Source organism: Sphingomonas arabinosi (genome assembly GCF_036663715.1).
Taxonomy (GTDB): Bacteria; Pseudomonadota; Alphaproteobacteria; order Sphingomonadales; family Sphingomonadaceae; genus Sphingomonas.
This window is the reverse complement of record NZ_JAXOJN010000003.1, coordinates 337,728-353,067: the sequence shown is the minus strand read 5'-3', so window position 1 is coordinate 353,067 and position 15,340 is coordinate 337,728. Positions and strand designations below refer to the sequence as shown.

At 65.6% G+C, this 15,340-nt stretch carries 17 protein-coding genes; 8 read left to right on the top strand and 9 right to left on the bottom strand.

Translation table 11 applies throughout. The annotated features are described in order from the left end of the window. Nucleotides 1–81: 81 nt before the first annotated feature. The gene (gene lipB / locus U1708_RS07210) at nt 82–735 is read right to left on the bottom strand and encodes a lipoyl(octanoyl) transferase LipB (RefSeq protein WP_332744162.1); all 654 of its coding nucleotides are present in this window, start codon (nt 733–735) and stop codon (nt 82–84) included. Nucleotides 736–853: 118 nt separating this feature from the next. On the opposite strand from lipB, the gene U1708_RS07205 reads away from it, so the two are divergent. Then, entirely contained in the window at nt 854–1,717 is an 864-nt protein-coding gene (locus U1708_RS07205) for a hypothetical protein (RefSeq protein WP_332744160.1), read from the top strand. Further along, the gene (locus U1708_RS07200) at nt 1,714–2,454 is read left to right on the top strand and encodes a hypothetical protein (RefSeq protein WP_307086749.1); all 741 of its coding nucleotides are present in this window, start codon (nt 1,714–1,716) and stop codon (nt 2,452–2,454) included. Before U1708_RS07205 ends, U1708_RS07200 begins: the two co-directional genes overlap by 4 nt. A gap of 367 nt (nt 2,455–2,821) precedes the next feature. Here the strand turns inward: U1708_RS07200 and U1708_RS07195 are convergent, their stop codons facing one another. From U1708_RS07195 to U1708_RS07185, 3 genes are all read right to left on the bottom strand, one after another. After that, the gene (locus U1708_RS07195) at nt 2,822–3,415 is read right to left on the bottom strand and encodes a GNAT family N-acetyltransferase (RefSeq protein WP_332744157.1); all 594 of its coding nucleotides are present in this window, start codon (nt 3,413–3,415) and stop codon (nt 2,822–2,824) included. A 4-nt stretch (nt 3,416–3,419) separates the two neighbouring features. Next, nucleotides 3,420–4,262 (bottom strand): oxygen-dependent coproporphyrinogen oxidase, encoded by an 843-nt coding sequence (gene hemF / locus U1708_RS07190; protein WP_332744155.1) that lies wholly within the window; start codon nt 4,260–4,262, stop codon nt 3,420–3,422. A gap of 663 nt (nt 4,263–4,925) precedes the next feature. Further along, on the bottom strand, nt 4,926–5,375 hold the full coding sequence (locus U1708_RS07185) for a tRNA (cytidine(34)-2'-O)-methyltransferase (protein WP_332744153.1): 450 nt from the start codon (nt 5,373–5,375) through the stop codon (nt 4,926–4,928). Between the two features lie 203 nt (nt 5,376–5,578). On the opposite strand from U1708_RS07185, the gene petA reads away from it, so the two are divergent. The 5 genes from petA to U1708_RS07160 all read left to right on the top strand — a co-directional run bounded on the left by petA (nt 5,579) and on the right by U1708_RS07160 (nt 9,953). Beyond that, entirely contained in the window at nt 5,579–6,145 is a 567-nt protein-coding gene (gene petA / locus U1708_RS07180) for a ubiquinol-cytochrome c reductase iron-sulfur subunit (RefSeq protein WP_131584587.1), read from the top strand. Nucleotides 6,146–6,155: 10 nt separating this feature from the next. Next, on the top strand, nt 6,156–7,466 hold the full coding sequence (locus U1708_RS07175; RefSeq protein WP_307086740.1) for a cytochrome b: 1,311 nt from the start codon (nt 6,156–6,158) through the stop codon (nt 7,464–7,466). A 21-nt stretch (nt 7,467–7,487) separates the two neighbouring features. Beyond that, on the top strand, nt 7,488–8,330 hold the full coding sequence (locus U1708_RS07170; RefSeq protein WP_332744150.1) for a cytochrome c1: 843 nt from the start codon (nt 7,488–7,490) through the stop codon (nt 8,328–8,330). 148 nt (nt 8,331–8,478) lie between these two features. Beyond that, nucleotides 8,479–9,027: an adenine phosphoribosyltransferase gene (locus U1708_RS07165; protein WP_332744148.1), complete on the top strand. Its 549-nt coding sequence runs from the start codon at nt 8,479–8,481 to the stop codon at nt 9,025–9,027. Nucleotides 9,028–9,317: 290 nt separating this feature from the next. Continuing rightward, nucleotides 9,318–9,953 carry a hypothetical protein gene (locus tag U1708_RS07160; protein WP_332744146.1) on the top strand — a complete coding sequence of 212 codons (636 nt, stop codon included), beginning with the start codon at nt 9,318–9,320 and terminating at the stop codon, nt 9,951–9,953. 327 nt (nt 9,954–10,280) lie between these two features. Here U1708_RS07160 and U1708_RS07155 read toward each other — a convergent pair whose 3' ends face one another. The 4 genes from U1708_RS07155 to U1708_RS07140 form a co-directional block, all read right to left on the bottom strand. Then, nucleotides 10,281–10,742 (bottom strand): MaoC family dehydratase, encoded by a 462-nt coding sequence (locus U1708_RS07155; RefSeq protein ID WP_332744144.1) that lies wholly within the window; start codon nt 10,740–10,742, stop codon nt 10,281–10,283. A 14-nt stretch (nt 10,743–10,756) separates the two neighbouring features. Beyond that, nucleotides 10,757–12,061: an alkaline phosphatase family protein gene (locus U1708_RS07150; RefSeq protein WP_332744140.1), complete on the bottom strand. Its 1,305-nt coding sequence runs from the start codon at nt 12,059–12,061 to the stop codon at nt 10,757–10,759. A gap of 178 nt (nt 12,062–12,239) precedes the next feature. After that, nucleotides 12,240–13,862, bottom strand: coding sequence for a hypothetical protein (locus U1708_RS07145; RefSeq protein WP_332744138.1), 1,623 nt, complete (start codon nt 13,860–13,862; stop codon nt 12,240–12,242). A 51-nt stretch (nt 13,863–13,913) separates the two neighbouring features. Beyond that, nucleotides 13,914–14,255 carry a hypothetical protein gene (locus tag U1708_RS07140; RefSeq protein WP_332744136.1) on the bottom strand — a complete coding sequence of 114 codons (342 nt, stop codon included), beginning with the start codon at nt 14,253–14,255 and terminating at the stop codon, nt 13,914–13,916. A gap of 124 nt (nt 14,256–14,379) precedes the next feature. On the opposite strand from U1708_RS07140, the gene U1708_RS07135 reads away from it, so the two are divergent. Then, on the top strand, nt 14,380–14,619 hold the full coding sequence (locus U1708_RS07135; protein ID WP_307086723.1) for a hypothetical protein: 240 nt from the start codon (nt 14,380–14,382) through the stop codon (nt 14,617–14,619). A 127-nt stretch (nt 14,620–14,746) separates the two neighbouring features. Here U1708_RS07135 and U1708_RS07130 read toward each other — a convergent pair whose 3' ends face one another. Continuing rightward, nucleotides 14,747–15,259, bottom strand: coding sequence for a hypothetical protein (locus U1708_RS07130; protein ID WP_332744133.1), 513 nt, complete (start codon nt 15,257–15,259; stop codon nt 14,747–14,749). Between the last annotated feature and the right edge of the window lie 81 nt (nt 15,260–15,340).

Here is a 15,340-nt window from a genome sequence, read left to right as displayed (position 1 = left end):
ATTTGGCTGGCTGCTCGCCCTTAATACCCAAATCGTAGTGGACATTAATCCGATAACGCTTTGCCCTCAAGCCTCGTTTTCTCAAGGACAACAAACAGTTTCAAGGAAAGCGCTCGCCGTCAACGCAAGGGCCGCGTCGAAAGTTGCAAGATCGGCCGAAATGCCGAGCGATTGCAGGCTGGTAACGCCGTATTCGGGCAGGCCACAGGGTACGATACCACCGAAGTGCGACAGGTCCGGGTCGACGTTCACGGAGAAGCCGTGGAGCGTCACCCAGCGCCTTACCCGCACGCCGATCGCGCCGATCTTGGCCTCGACACCCCGGTCGAGCGTCCAGATTCCTACGCGGCCGTCGACCGCGAACGCTTCGACGCCCAGTTCGCCGAGCGCCGCGATGACCCATGATTCGAGCGCGTGGACGTAGCATCGCACGTCGCGGCCCCGCTTGGTGAGGTCTAGCACGACATAGCCGATCCGCTGCCCCGGCCCGTGATAGGTGTATTTTCCGCCGCGGCCGGTCGGGATCACCGGAAAGCGGGCGTCGATCAGGTCGCCGGGCTCGGCGCTGGTGCCCGCCGTGTAGACCGGCGGATGTTCGAGCATCCACAACAGCTCGCGCGCCTCGCCGGCGCCGACCGCCGCCGCGCGCGCCTCCATCTCCGCCAGCGCGTCGGCATAGGGGGTGAGGCCGGCGCTGGTGCGCCATTCGATATCGGAGGGGAGGGGGGTGGTCACCGATCCCACTTGCGCACCCCCGACGCGACTTGCAACCGCGCCGCGCGTTTCAACCATGTGGTCAAGCGCAGGGGCTTGGGCTACCTCGCGCAGGAACGGGAATGGCGGGAGCACGGGCATGGCACAGGCGGACATGGCACAGGCGGGCACAGGCAACGTACGCGTGAAGATGGGCACTGTCTGGGATCGCACGATCGAGGTGCTCAACGGGCGCACCGGCATGATCGCGTCGATCGCGGTGCTGGGCATCCTGCTGCCGACCGTCGTGCGGGACGGATTCGTCGCGTTCTCGTCGCGTGCGAATCCGGTCTCGATGCTGGTCGGGGTCGCCCTGACGCTCGTCGCGCTCGTCGCGATGATCTGGGCGCAACTCGCGATCGTCGCGATCGCCACCGATCCGGCGGTCGATGCCGCGTCCGCGCGCCGCCGGGGTGGCGCGCGCGTATTGCCCGCGCTCGGCATCACCGTCCTGCTGACGATCGTCGCGCTGCTGCTCGCGGTGCCGCCGATCGTCGTGCTGGTCCAGTCCGGCTTCGACTTCGCCGCCGCCGCCAATGGATCGAGCGCACGGATGACGCCGCCCAGCGTCGGTGCCGCCAGCTTCACCGCGCTCTACGGGCTGGCCTATCTGCTCGTCCTGCTCTGGATCGGCGCGCGACTGGTGCTGCTCAACCCGGTCATCCTCAACGAACGTCTCGGCGTCGGCGCGATCCGTCGCTCGATCCAGCTGACCAAGGGCATGACGTGGCGGATCATCGGCGTCATGATCCTGTTCCTGATCGTCCTGATGGTCGCCACCGGTGCCGCACAGTCCGTCACGGGTATCGTCTTCCGTCTCGTGCTAGGCGCAGACTCCGTCGCGACGGCCGCCTTCCTTGCCGGGGTTGCCGGCTCGGTCGTCACCACGGCCTTCACCGCGCTCGCCGCCGTCTTCACCGCACAGCTCTATGTCGCCACCAGAGAGAAACACGCCGTCTCATGAAGCTCGATTTCGCGACCGTTCTCACCGATGCCTGGACGCTCTTCAAACGCGACCGCGACCTGTTGCTGCGGATCGCCGCACCGTTCCTGTTCCTCCCCGCCTTCGCGCTAGCGCTGGTCGTCCCCGATCCGCCGATGCCCGATGCCGCGGCCGGCAATAACGAGGCGCAGGCGATCGTCTGGGCCGATGCGGTGCAGACCTGGGCGGCGGCGCATGGCGGCTGGTACCTGCTCGCCTATGTGACGAGCTTCTTCGGCACGTCGCTGTTCTACGCGCTGTATCTCGATCGCGAGCATCTCGACCTGCGTCAGGCGCTGACGCGCTGCCTGCGGATATTCCCGCGCTTCCTGCTGGCGATGGTGATCGTCTCGCTGCCGGCGGGGGCAGGGCTGCTGCTGTACGCGATCCCCGGCCTCTACATCCTCGGCCGGACGATGCTGACCGGCCCCGCAATGTTCGCCGAAGCCCCGCTCGGCGCGTTGGGCGCGATCCGCCGCAGCTTCAGTCTCAGCCGCGGTTCCGGCTTGCCGCTCATGGGGCTCGCCGCGTTCAGCTACATCAGCGGCTGGCTCGTCGGCGCACCCTTCATGATGGCCGACCGAGCCTTGCGTGCCGGCGGGCAAGCCAACCCGGTCGCGCTCGTGATCGTCGACGCCGGCGCCGCAGTGGCGGCAATGGCAGCCGGCATAGCGATGGCCCTGATAGCAATCTCCGCCTACCGCCGCTTGGCGAGGTAAGGGCGGGCCTCAGGGGCCGGCGAGCGAGTAGGACTGTTGCTACACACCGCCTGCGGGGGAGGCAGCACCTCCTGCTCCCTCTCCCCTGCGGGGAGAGGGTCGGGGTGAGGGGTCGGGGCAGTTGCCGACGTTTCCGCTTGGCGCTGCTTGGCACGGTAAAAGCGGGCAAGCCTAAGGCGCACGCAAGCCGTTAGTGCTGTTCGCTTGGAAAAAGCACCTCCCCGGCGGAGGCCGGGGCCCAATTGGAGAGGTCGCAGTAATCGGCCGCATCGCTCAGTCAGCAACGTCCCCCAATTGACCCCGGCCTCCGCCGGGGAGGTGGACGAGGTCGGCGCATACGCCCCCCGGTTGATGAAAAGGCTGCGACCTACCCCCGCTTCCCCAAATACGGAATCTGCGGCGCAGTATCCTCCGGCAGCACCCCAGTCGCCCGAGGATCCGGAAACGTCTCGATAGTCCGCTTCACCGCCACGAACCCCTGCGCGCGATAGAACCCCAGCGCGCTAGGATGATCGAGCGTGCAGGTATGCAGCCAGACCCGCTCCACCCCCTTCGCCCAGGCCCGCGCGCAAGCCTCGGCCATCAGCCACCGCCCATGTCCTTGCCCCGCCAGCTCCGGGATCAGCCCGAAATACGAGATCTCGCACGCGCCGCCCGCGCGGAAATCGAGTTCGAGCATCCCCACCTCGATCCCCGCCGGATCGAGCACCGCATACACCGCGATCCCCGGATCCTGCACGATCGCCGCCAGCGCATCGTCCGCCATCACCAGCCGCGAGAACCACAGCCACGGGCTCCCCACCCGCCGGAACAGCGCCCGGTATTTCGCCAGCGCCGGCCGCTCCCACCGCACCAGCCGCAACCGCGACCCAGGGCTCGGTCGCAACGGCGGCCGCTTGCGCATCTCCAGCGTCGTGACGATCGTCGCGAGGACGTCGTCGGCAACCGGGATCAGCGCCACCGGATCATGACCACGTAGCGCGCGGCGGCAGGCTCATCAGGATCGCATCGATATTGCCGCCGGTCTTAAGCCCGAACAAAGTCCCGCGATCATAGACGAGGTTGAACTCGGCATAACGCCCGCGCCATTCGAGCATCCGTGCCTCGTCGGCGGCAGTGAACGGCGTATCCATCCGCCGCCGCACGATCCGCGGATACGCATCCAGAAACGCTTCGCCGACATCGCGGGTGAAGGCGAAGTTGGTCTCGAAATCGCCGTCGAGATGGTCGAAGAAAATCCCACCCGCGCCGCGGCTGACCTTCCGGTGCGGAATGTAGAAATAGGTCTCGGCCCATTCCTTGAAGCGTGGATAATGCGCCGGATCATGCGCGTCGCACGCCGCCTTCATCGTCGCGTGGAAGTCGACGGTATCCTCCTCGATCGGCAGTGGCGGGTTGAGATCGCCGCCCCCACCGAACCAGCGCTTGGTGGTATTGAGAAAGCGGCAGTTCATGTGCACCGCCGGCACGTGCGGGTTGGCCATGTGCGCGACCAGGCTGATCCCGGTCGCGAAGAACCGCGGGTCTTCGCCGGCGCCGTGGATCGACTTGGCGAACTCGCCCTCGAACGTGCCGCCCACGGTCGAGACGTTGACGCCGACCTTCTCGAACACGCGACCCTTCATCACCCCCATCACGCCACCGCCGCCCGGCTCACCCGACGGATCGGTCCGGTTCCACGGAGTGTATTCGAACGAAGCGTCCGATCCCGCCTCCCGCTCGATCGCCTCGAACTCCGCACAGATGCGATCGCGAAGGGACTCGAACCAGGTTCGGGCGGCGGCTTGCTGGGGGTCGAGTTCGATCATGGGGGCGTCATATCGCCAGCAGGCGACGGTTGAAAGACACGACACGTCTAGCCCCCCTCCCTGGAAGGGAGGGGCAGGGGGTGGGTCGGCTTCCGCATATCCAGAAGTCGAGTGGCAAAAGCCAACCGACCCACCCCCAACCCCTCCCTTCCAGGGAAGGGAGCAGAACACGCGCGCGATAAGCCACGCCGCGCCATCGCTAAGCCGGCCACCCGCCGGATGCCGCAAAGCCTCCGCCGCAACGATCCCAATCGCCACCGAAACGTCCACCGATCACCGACACTCTTGGCCCCCCTCCCTGGAAGGGAGGGGCAGGGGGTGGGTCGGCTTCCGCATATCCAAACGTCGAGTGGCAAAAGCCAACCGACCCACCCCCAACCCCTCCCTTCCAGGGAGGGGAGCAGAAGAGTCGCGCGATAAGCCACGCCGCGCCATCGCTAAGCCGGCCACCCGCCGGATGCCGCAAAGCCCCCGCCGCAACGAGCTCCGTCGCCACCAAAATATCCACCGACCGCCGGCCCTCTTGGCCCCCCTCCCTGGAAGGGAGGGGCAGGGGGTGGGTAGGCTTCCGCATATCCAGACGTCGAGTGGCAAAAGCCAACCGACCCACCCCCCCCCCCGGGAAGGGAGCAGAAGAGTCGCGATGACCCCCGCCGCCCCTACCTAAACCGGCCACCCCCCCGTCTGCCGCAGCGCTTCCGCCGCCACGATCCCCGTCGCCACCGAAATATTCATCGACCGCAACCCCGGCCGCATCGGGATCAGCACCCGCACATCCGCCCGCGCATGCACCTCGTCAGGAACGCCAGCCCCCTCGCTTCCCATCAACAACACGTCGTCCTCGCGAAACTCCGCCACATCCAGCCGCACCGCGCCCTTCGTCGTCAGCAGCACGATCCGCCCGGTCACCTGTCCCAGGAACGCCTCCCAATCGACATGCCGCACCACGTCGACCACGCCGGCATAGTCCATGCCGGAGCGCGCGACGGCCTTGTCGCTCCAGGTGAATCCCATCGGTTCGATCAGGTCGACGCCGATTCCCATGCACGCCGCGGTGCGCAAAATCGCCCCGACATTTCCGGCGATATCGGGTTGGTAGAGGGCAATACGCATGCCCCATCCCCTAGCGCAGCGAGGGCGCGGCGGTAACCCAAAGCAAAATGCAGTTGGCAAACCGCCGTCTCGCCGTCTATCAGATCGCAGCCTCCGTGGGGACGGTCGGGCGGAATGGGCATATGGTTTCGCGAAACCGAAAGCCCAGTCGGCCACGAAAAAAATAACGTGCAAGGGCGAGATGAATGGCGACAGTCGACGACATGGTTCCTCCCGGCGAATCGCCAGAGCCGTTTCACGAAGAGGCCCATGACCCTCGCCGCCGTGATTTCATCAATATCGCAGCCGTCTCGTTCGCCGGCGTGGGCGCGGTCGCGATCGTCCTGCCGCTGATCAACCAGATGAACCCCTCGGCCGACGTGCTCGCACAGTCGACCACCGAGATCGACCTGTCGAAGATCCTCCCTGGCCAGGCGATCAAGACCAGCTTCCGCAAGCAGCCGCTGTTCGTGCGCAACCTGACGCCGAAGGAAATCTCGGAAGCCGACGCGGTCGATATCTCGACGCTGCGCGATCCGCAGACGCTCGAGGAGCGCACCAAGGCAGGCAAGAAGAACTGGCTGATCACGCTGGGCGTCTGCACGCATCTCGGCTGCGTCCCGCTCGGCGCGGGCGAGGGTGAGAACAAGGGTCCGTTCGGCGGCTATTTCTGCCCGTGCCACGGTTCGGCCTACGACACCGCCGCGCGCATCCGCAAAGGCCCCGCACCGACCAACCTCCACGTGCCGGACTATGCCTTCAATTCCGACACCGTCGTCACGGTAGGCTGAGGAAAACACCATGAGCTTTCCCTGGGCCAAGCAATACGAACCGAAGCTGCCGCTGACGCGGTGGCTGGATGAGCGGCTTCCCGTTCCCCGGCTCGTCTACAACGCGGTCGGCGCCGGTTATCCGGTGCCGCGCAACCTCAATTACTTCTGGAACTTCGGCGTCCTCGCCGGTGCCGCGCTCGCGATCCAGATCATCACCGGCATCGTCCTCGCGATGCACTACGCCGCCAATGGCGCGGTCGCGTTCGACTCGGTCGAGAGCATCATGCGCGACGTCAACGCGGGCTGGTTCCTGCGCTACGCCCACGCGAACGGCGCCTCGATGTTCTTCATCGTCGTCTACACGCACATCTTCCGCGGGCTCTATTACGGCTCGTACAAGGCACCGCGCGAGATGGTGTGGCTGCTCGGCGTGGTCATCTTCCTGCTGATGATGGCGACCGCGTTCATGGGCTATGTGCTTCCCTGGGGCCAGATGAGCTTCTGGGGCGCGCAGGTCATCACCGGTTTCTTCTCGGCGATCCCGCTGGTCGGCGACACCATCCGCATCTGGCTGCTCGGCGGATTCGCGCCTGACAACGCCGCGCTCAACCGCTTTTTCTCGCTGCATTATCTGCTGCCGTTCGTGATCGCGGGCGTCATCATCCTGCACATCTGGGCGCTGCACATCCCCGGCTCGAACAACCCGACCGGCGTCGACGTGAAGGGCGAGCAGGACACCGTCCCGTTCCATCCCTACTACACGGCCAAGGACGGCTTCGGGCTCGGCATCTTCCTGCTGATCTTCGCCAGCCTGTTGTTCTTCTTCCCAAATTATCTCGGCCACCCGGACAACTACATCCCGGCGAACCCGCTTTCGACGCCCGCGCACATCGTCCCCGAATGGTATTTCTGGCCGTTCTACGCGATCCTGCGCGCCTTCACCGCGGACTTCATCCTGCCGGCCAAGCTCTGGGGCGTGCTGGCGATGTTCGGCTCGATCCTGCTGCTGTTCTTCCTGCCCTGGCTGGACAGCTCGCCGGTCCGTTCGATGAACTACCGGCCCAAGGCACGGATCGCGTTCTGGGTCCTCGTCGCCGACATTCTGGTGCTCGGCTATTGCGGCGGCGCCCCGGCGAACGCGTTCTACGTGATCCTGAGCCAGATCTGCGCGGCGTACTATTTCGCGCATTTCCTGATCATCCTGCCGCTGATCTCGCGCGCGGAGCGACCGCGGCCGCTGCCCAACTCGATCACCGAGGCCGTCCTGGCCAATCACGGTGGCACGAGCCCGGCCCAGACAGCGCTGTCGACGGCGTCCGCGCCGCACGCCGCGCACTGATACGAACTCGAGGACACACACATGGTTCGTCTCATCGCATCCCTGGTCGGCGCGGCCTTCGTGCTGGTGCTCGGCATCGCGCTCTTCGGCAGCGTGGCGGGGGTCATCACCGACCCCGTCGCACCGACCGCGGAGAGTGTCGCGCACAAGCATCCGAAGGAGCTCGAGCTCGCCTCCAACGGCGTGTTCGGCAAGTTCGACCGTCGCCAGCTCCAGCGCGGGTTCCAGGTCTACAAGGAAGTCTGCGCCGCCTGCCACTCGCTGCGGCTCGTGTCGTTCCGCGACCTGCAGAAGATCGGCTATTCGGAGCCCGAGGTTAAGGCGATCGCCAGCCAGTGGGTGATCGAGCAGCCCTCGATCAATCCGGAAACCGGCGAGGCGGCAACGCGTAAGAACATCCCGTCGGATCGCTTCCCGTCGCCGTTCGCGAACGAGATCGCCGCCCGCGCCGCGAACAACAACGCGCTGCCGCCCGATCTCTCGCTGATCACCAAGGCGCGCGAGGAGGGCACCGCCTACGTCCACTCGCTGCTGACCGGCTACACGACGCAGCCCGCCGCGCTGCTGAGGGAATTCCCGGACATCAAGACGCCGTCCGGCCTCCACTACAATCCGTATTTCGCGAACCTCAACATCGCGATGCCGCCGCCGCTGACGTCCAACGGCCAGGTGACCTATGCGGACGGTACCAAGCCGACGATCGACCAGATGTCGACCGACGTCTCCGCGTTCCTGACCTGGACCGCCGAGCCCAATCTGGAGGCACGCCACGCCGCCGGGTTCGCGTCGATCATCTTCATCCTGATCTTCTGCGGCCTCGCCTGGGGCGCGTACCAGAACGTCTGGCGCGACGTTAAGCATTGATGGCGGCCGGGCTCCCGCGGTAAGGGCGCACGGATAGAGGGAGCGGCGGACGGGTGATAAGCCCGATCCGCCGCTTTCGTTTCGGCCGGGGCGCAGCGTCGCGTTTCGGCCTATCCGCCGCCGTCGCGCGGAACGAAGGGAACGATCCATGTCCGATTTCGCCGAGCAGAATTCCGACCTCAAGGCCCTGATCCGCACCATCCCGGACTTCCCCAAGCCCGGCATCCAGTTCCGCGACATCACGACCTTGCTGCTCGACCCGCACGGTTGGGCGACCGCGATCGAACGGATGGTCGCGGCAGTTTCCGGCCCCGTCGATCTCGTCGCCGGCATCGAAGCCCGCGGCTTCCTCTTCGCCGCAGCGCTCGCCGCGCCGCTCAAGGCCGGCGTCCTGCTGATCCGCAAGGACGGCAAGCTCCCCGGCGCAACGATCGCCGAAGACTATGCGCTCGAATACGGCACCGACCGCATCGCAATCCACGCCGATGCGCTTGCTCCCGGCGCACGAGTCCTGCTGGTCGACGACCTGATCGCCACCGGCGGCACCGCCCGCGCCGCCGTCCGCCTCCTCCACAAGGCCGGCGCGATGGTCACGCAGGCCCAGTTCCTGGTCGATCTCCCCGAGCTCGGCGGCGCCGACGCGCTCCGCTCGGACGGCATCGAAGCCTCAGCCCTGATCCACTTCCCCGGCCACTGATCGCACTTTTACCGCGGAAGCCCACCAGTCTTGTTCCCCCGCGGACGCGGGGGCCCAGCTAAGTACCGTAGCGGTCAGGTACCCTGGACCCCCGCCTACGCGGGGGAACAGTAAGGAAGGGCGTCCCGTACCTTCAAACTCCCACGGAACCCAAAACCCCATCAGACCCCTTTCCCACCCCCGGTACGAAATCCCGTCAGACCCCGTTCATGGAACTTGCGACATAGTGTCTCCGTTGTGCGACGAATGGCGGCGCGTTGTGTCCGCCCTCCGTGTACGGGAGATTTTCCATGTTTATGAAACGCTTCGGCATTATCGGCCTAGCCCTGGGCCTCGGATTGGGCGTCGCCGGTTGCACAGACGGTTACGGCTATGGCGGCGCTGGCCTCGGCTATGCGAGCGACCCCTATTACGGTGGCGGGTATGGCGGCGGCTATTACGGTGCAGGCTATGACGGGTTCGCAGGCTATGGCGGCCTGAATTCCTATTATGGCTGGAACGGCGACTATTACTATCCGGGCTCGGGCGTCTACGTCTACGATCGCAACCGTCGCCCCTATCGCTGGAACGGTAACCAACAGCGCTATTGGCAGGGCCGTCGCGGCAACTACCGCGGCAACGGCAACTGGGGCAATTTCGCCCGCGGCAACAATCCCGCGGCGCGCGAATATCGTCAGGATCGTCGCGAAGCCAATCGCGACTTCCGCCAGGACCGCCGCCAGGATCGCGGCCAGCTCCGCAACGGACAGATCACGCCGGACCAGTTCCGCGGCGAACGTCGCGAAGCGCGCCAGCAGTATCGTGGCGAGGCCCGTCAGGACCGGCGCGAATACCGCCAGAATCGCGGAACCCAGGGTCGCAGCTTCGGCGGCGGTAACCGTGGATTCCGTGGCGGCAATCCCGGCGGCGGTCGCACGCCTCGGTAACTAGCGAAGATTGGTTCACGCGAAGGCGCGAAGCCTGTCCTGAGCTTCGCCGAAGGGGCGCGAAGAGGCAGAAGGTTGTTCACGCGGAGACGCGGAGGCGCGGAGAGTTGTAGAATAGCGAGGGGAGGGCGACCTCCTCTCAAAAGGCACCAAAGCTCACCAAGCGGCTCGGTCATCTCAAATCTTCTCCGCGCCTCCGCGCCTCCGCGTGAACAAACCTTCTGTCTAGCTTTGCGCCCCTTCGGCGAAGCTCAGGACAGACTTCGCGCCTTCGCGTGAATCACTACTGCATGAGAGCCAGACAGCGTTCGGGCTGACGCCCACCTGTCAGCCAGCCGGCCCTTCCGTAGGGCGCGTCGAAACCAGTCCATTAGAAACGAACGTCATCACCATGACGTCGTCCTGATTGAACACCCGCATACGACTCTTGAAGATCCCCATCTCGGGCCGACTCGCCGATACGCGCTTTTCCAGCACCTCGCTCTCGCAGCGCAGGGTATCCCCCGGATACACCGGCTTCACCCACTTCAACTCGTCGATACCCGGCGACCCGAGCCCCGCCTGCTCGTTCTCCTTCAGGTGCGCGACCAGCATCGCCATCGTCATCGCGCACGTATGCCAGCCACTCGCCGACAACCGCCCGAAATGCGTCTGCGCCGCCGCCTCGTCGGACAAGTGAAACGGCTGCGGATCGTATTTCGCGGCGAACGCGGTCACCTCCTCGCGGGCGACGGCATAGGCGCCAAACGACGCGGTCCGACCGACCTCGATATCTTCGAAATACTGCACGCGAGCCTCTCCTCTTATCGTTGCATCACCTTCTGGAAGGGCGCCGCGGTGCCGTCCAGTCCCGCCTCGGCCGGCAACCCGATCAGGTCGCGCAGCAAAGGCTCGATCGCTACGTTATCGAAGCCCGGGATCGTCTTGCCGCGAACGAACGCCGGTCCGTTGGCGATGAACAGCGCACGCATCTCCGGCGCCATGTTGTCGTATCCGTGCATCCCGCCGACCGAAGCCCTGGTCGGCGCACTCGCATCCACCCGCCAGCCGACATCGGCGAGACACAGATAGCTCGGGACCCGCGGATTGCGCCCATAATGGAACCGCGCCGGAATCTCGCTTTTCCGCCAGCATTGCAGGTGATCGTGCGGCTTCAGCAATCGCGCCTCCAGCGCCGCCTCATGCCCCGGCACCGCGAACAGGGTCGCGTACGGCCCCATCTCGACGGTGCGATAGTCCGCCTTGTCCGCGATCGTATCGAGCGCGACGACGCGCGTGCTGCTCGTCGCCGCCATCCCGTGATCCGCGACGATCACCAGGTTCGCCGGCTGCCCCAGCGCGGCCAACCCGTCGACCAACGCTCCAATACTGGCATCCACATCCGCCACCGCCTGGGTAACGCCCGCGCTGTCGGGCCCACCCGCATGACCCGCGCTGTCGACCGTATCGAAATACAGCGTCACCAGCTTGGGACGGATCGCCGCCGGCCGCCGCATCCAGTCGATCACCGCGTTGACGCGCTGCGTGCCTGACACCTGCTGGTTGAACTGCTGCCAGTCCGCCGGCCGCGTACCGCCCTCAATCGCACCATGGCTGTTCGGCTTGGCCGTCCCCCCGACGGCGACGTTCGCGCCCGGCCAGAACATCGTCGCGGTCCGGATCCCCGCCTTCTCCGCATCGACCCAGATCGGCGAGCTCTCGCTCCACCAGAACGGATCGTCGGTCGCCATCGTGAACGTCTCGCCCGGCCGCGCCGGATCCTCCATTTTGTTGCCCACGATCCCGCTGCGATCGGGCCGCAGCCCCGTCACCAGTGTCCAGTGGTTGGGAAAGGTGACGCTGGGAAACGACGGCCGCATGCTCGCGAACACTCCACCCGCGCGCAGCCGGTTGAGGTTCGGACTGACGCCGCGGTCGAGATAATCCGGCCGGAACCCATCGATCGACACGAGAATCGTAACCGGCGCCCGAGCCTCGCCCGGCATCGCAGCCGCCGCGGTCGATGCGGGGGCAGGCGCGGTAATCGGCGCAAGGGCAGGGGGCGTGTACGGATACGCGCACCCGGCGAGTGCCAGCCCCAGAAATGCGAGCACAGTCGTCTTCATCATAACCGTTCGTCCCGAGCAGGTGCCGACCTCGCGCGATCCTTACTCGGCGCGCTCGGCGAGAGAAAGCGATCCGTGCGGAGGCGAGCTCACCCTAGCTTGTTTCCCCGCGAAGGCGGGGACCCAGACTGGGCTCCCGCCTTCGCGGGAGAACAAGGAGCGCTGTGCGCTGTTATGCAGCCTACAACCCCACCGCCAACTTGCTGAACAAGGTCCAACTCACCGGCGTCTTCCCATACGCCGCGTCCAGCGCCGCCGGCTTGGCATACGCCGCGACGGTCCCCCCGAGCGCCAACCCCAACGGCCCGACGATCGGCACCCGGTACGCATACCCGACCTCAGCCTTCGTCACCCGGAACTTCCGATCATGCAGCGGATCGTCGTGATCGGGAAAAAGCTCGTCGTTCGCCACGTTCTCCACCCGCCCGAACACCGCATGCCGAGCCGAAAGCTCATACGTAGCCTCCGCCAGGAACGCGCTCAGCTTCTCCCCCGGCAGCCGGTCCTTCAGACTATACGCAACCGTCGTAGCCAGCCCGCCCCGCGCATATTGCACGCTCGCGGTCGATCGGTTCTCGTCCTCGCCCGGATGCTGCGCCTCGGGCTCCTTCAGCCGGCCATGGCTCACCTGCACCGCCCAGAACGGCGACGGCGTCCACGTCCCGCGCACGCTCCACGAATCGAACCGCGGCGCTTCGATCCCCCAGCGATGCTCGTCCGGCTCGCGCCCCTTGAACGCCGACGCCTCCAGCTGGAACGCAGGCGTCGCATACCCCGCCGTCACCACGCCGTAGGTGATGTGCGTCGAATCGAACCAGTGATGCGTGATCGGCGACATCGGCTGATACCGCGCCGACCCCCGGTGCATGAACGCGCTCGGCCCCAGCGCCGGCTCGCCGACCGGCCCGCCATACAGGAACAGCGTGTTGCCGTTCCCCAGCCGGTAATCGACCTTCGCGGCAAGCTCCATGAACAGGTCGTGCGGATGCTGCCGATCGACCAGCGGCCGGTCGTTCGCCAGCTCGCCGGTCGCGAACAGATTGGTATAGCCCCGCGCGCCCATCAGCGGCTCGAGGCTGTTCATCGCCCGCAACTGGATATGCCAGCGGTCGCCGAGGTCGCGGTCCGCCATCAGCATCGCCATCGACTGCACGAACGCCTCGCTCTTGCCGCGCGGCCCCCCCTGGTCGGTGACGACGCCCCAAGCATAGCCATGCGCCATCAGCATCCACTCGCCCGCCTGCGTCATATACCCACGCATCGGCCCCTCGGCGGCCGGCAGCCGCGACGTCCCGCTACCTTGGCTATAGAAGCCGGCGGACGTCCCCATCGCCATCCCGGCCATCGCCGACCCCGCGGGCATTTTCGCCACCGCCGCATCGGACGCCGCGCGATAGGCGGAGTCCACGATCATCGCATGCCCCATCGCGCCATGATCCATCTGCGCATGATCCATACCCGGCATAGCGTCCGGGGTAGGCGGCGCGACCGGAGCGGGATGACCCATCGCCGAATGGTCCATCGTCAAATGATCGACAGCCCCCCCAGACTGCGGCGGACGAGCCACCGGCCGCGACTCAACCCTCTCCACCGTCTTCTCAGGAGCCGCATCCGGCATAGTCATGCCCGGCATGGACATGGAATGTTGCGCCACCGCAGCAACCGGCAGCACCGCCCCCACGACACCACCCGCAAGCAGCATCGCCCTCACGGCACCAGCCGCAAGCTGCATCGTCCTCACGGCACCAGCCGCGAGCAACCTCGCCCCCGCGGCATCAGCCGCGAGAAACCTATATCGAACCATCAGTATATCCTTGGAAAAGCCTGAAAATCGGGGCGCATCAGCACCCGAAGATCAAGCCTCTCGCGGAGGCCGCAAAGCCGGCGCGACGCCAGCCCCAAGATCCAGTACAGCCACCCGTCCGGTCACCACGGCCGGCTCCCGCAACGCCACGTCCAGAACGCGGGCGCCATTCCAGTTCGAGGGCGGCACGCACCCGATACACCCATGCAGCGGGGTAGCCTTCCGATCGGGCGCCTCGTGATCCGGCATAGCCTCCTGTGTCCCGCCCATCGCCGCCATATCCATGACGACGGCAGACCCCCGCGAAGCAGGCGCATCATGACACGCCGCCGGCGCCACCGCAGGAAACGCAAACGCAGCAAGGAGCAAAGCCAGGATCAGGCGCGCGAGCATGCCCCGGTCTAACCCCCCGCACGACCCGCCACAACCTCGCAGTCTCTCCCCGACCCCCGCCAAAGCCCACACAGCGCCAACGCGCAGCCTTGCCCGCAAGCCGCGAAAGGTTCAGCCTCGACCCATGAAGACCCCAACGCACCCCGAACGCACCAAAACCCCAAGCACCCCCGCCGCCAAAGTCTCGATCCGGATCGGCAAGCGCACCACCTTCGACGCCTCGGTAACCACCGCCGGCCTGCTATCGGTCGGCGCGCTCGTATCCGGCATCCTCCTGTCCAGCGCCGTCATAGTCGCCGCCGCAGGTCGCAAGGCAGCAAGACGACCACTGGCATTGCCTGATCATACCAAGACCGACGCCTAGCGCCCAATTGCTGCCGTTCGTTCACAGTCGTAGCGAGCCGGAAAGCAGGCGCTAGACAGATCATCTTGACCGGCACCCGCATCTACGGAAAAACCGCGTCTCGCCAGAAGTTTACCATTAAATCCTGTCAGTTAATCTTTTTATACATCTGATTATAGACGATCGGCGTAGAGAACAGCGGGTTGACGATGGTGGTATTCTCCACCAAGTCCTGGCCGACACTATGATATTTTGACGTCCGCTCGCCGTATTCGCCACGGAATGTTAGAGCGATGGTTCCGCCATCCGATTTTACCGATACATCGAAAACAAGTTCTGGGATGAGCGTCCACTTGATCGGCTCTTCGCCTACCCAAACTACGATCGGTGTTTTGGCATCATACGCGATCCCGACTCGACGTCCTGCAGTGGAAATTCTAATTCTATTTACCGCAATGGACTTGCGGAGCCTCATCCGAATACGAGGGCGCTTGTCGTCGGGAATGTTGGCGGTAGCGCCGTCGATAACCTTGAATGCGTTGTCACTCCGCGCCGTGTCCAGTTCATAGATACCTGAAACCACACCTTGCACCGGGCTCGCGGAGCCTGAGGCAGAACTCAAGATGGCAACTCCAATCGCCGCCGACAAAGTATGACGCATCACACGCTCCTCGAATTTCGCCGCTCGCCGGTCGGGGGTAGCAACGATCCCGCGCAAAGGTTATGCCTTAAGTGTCGGAGC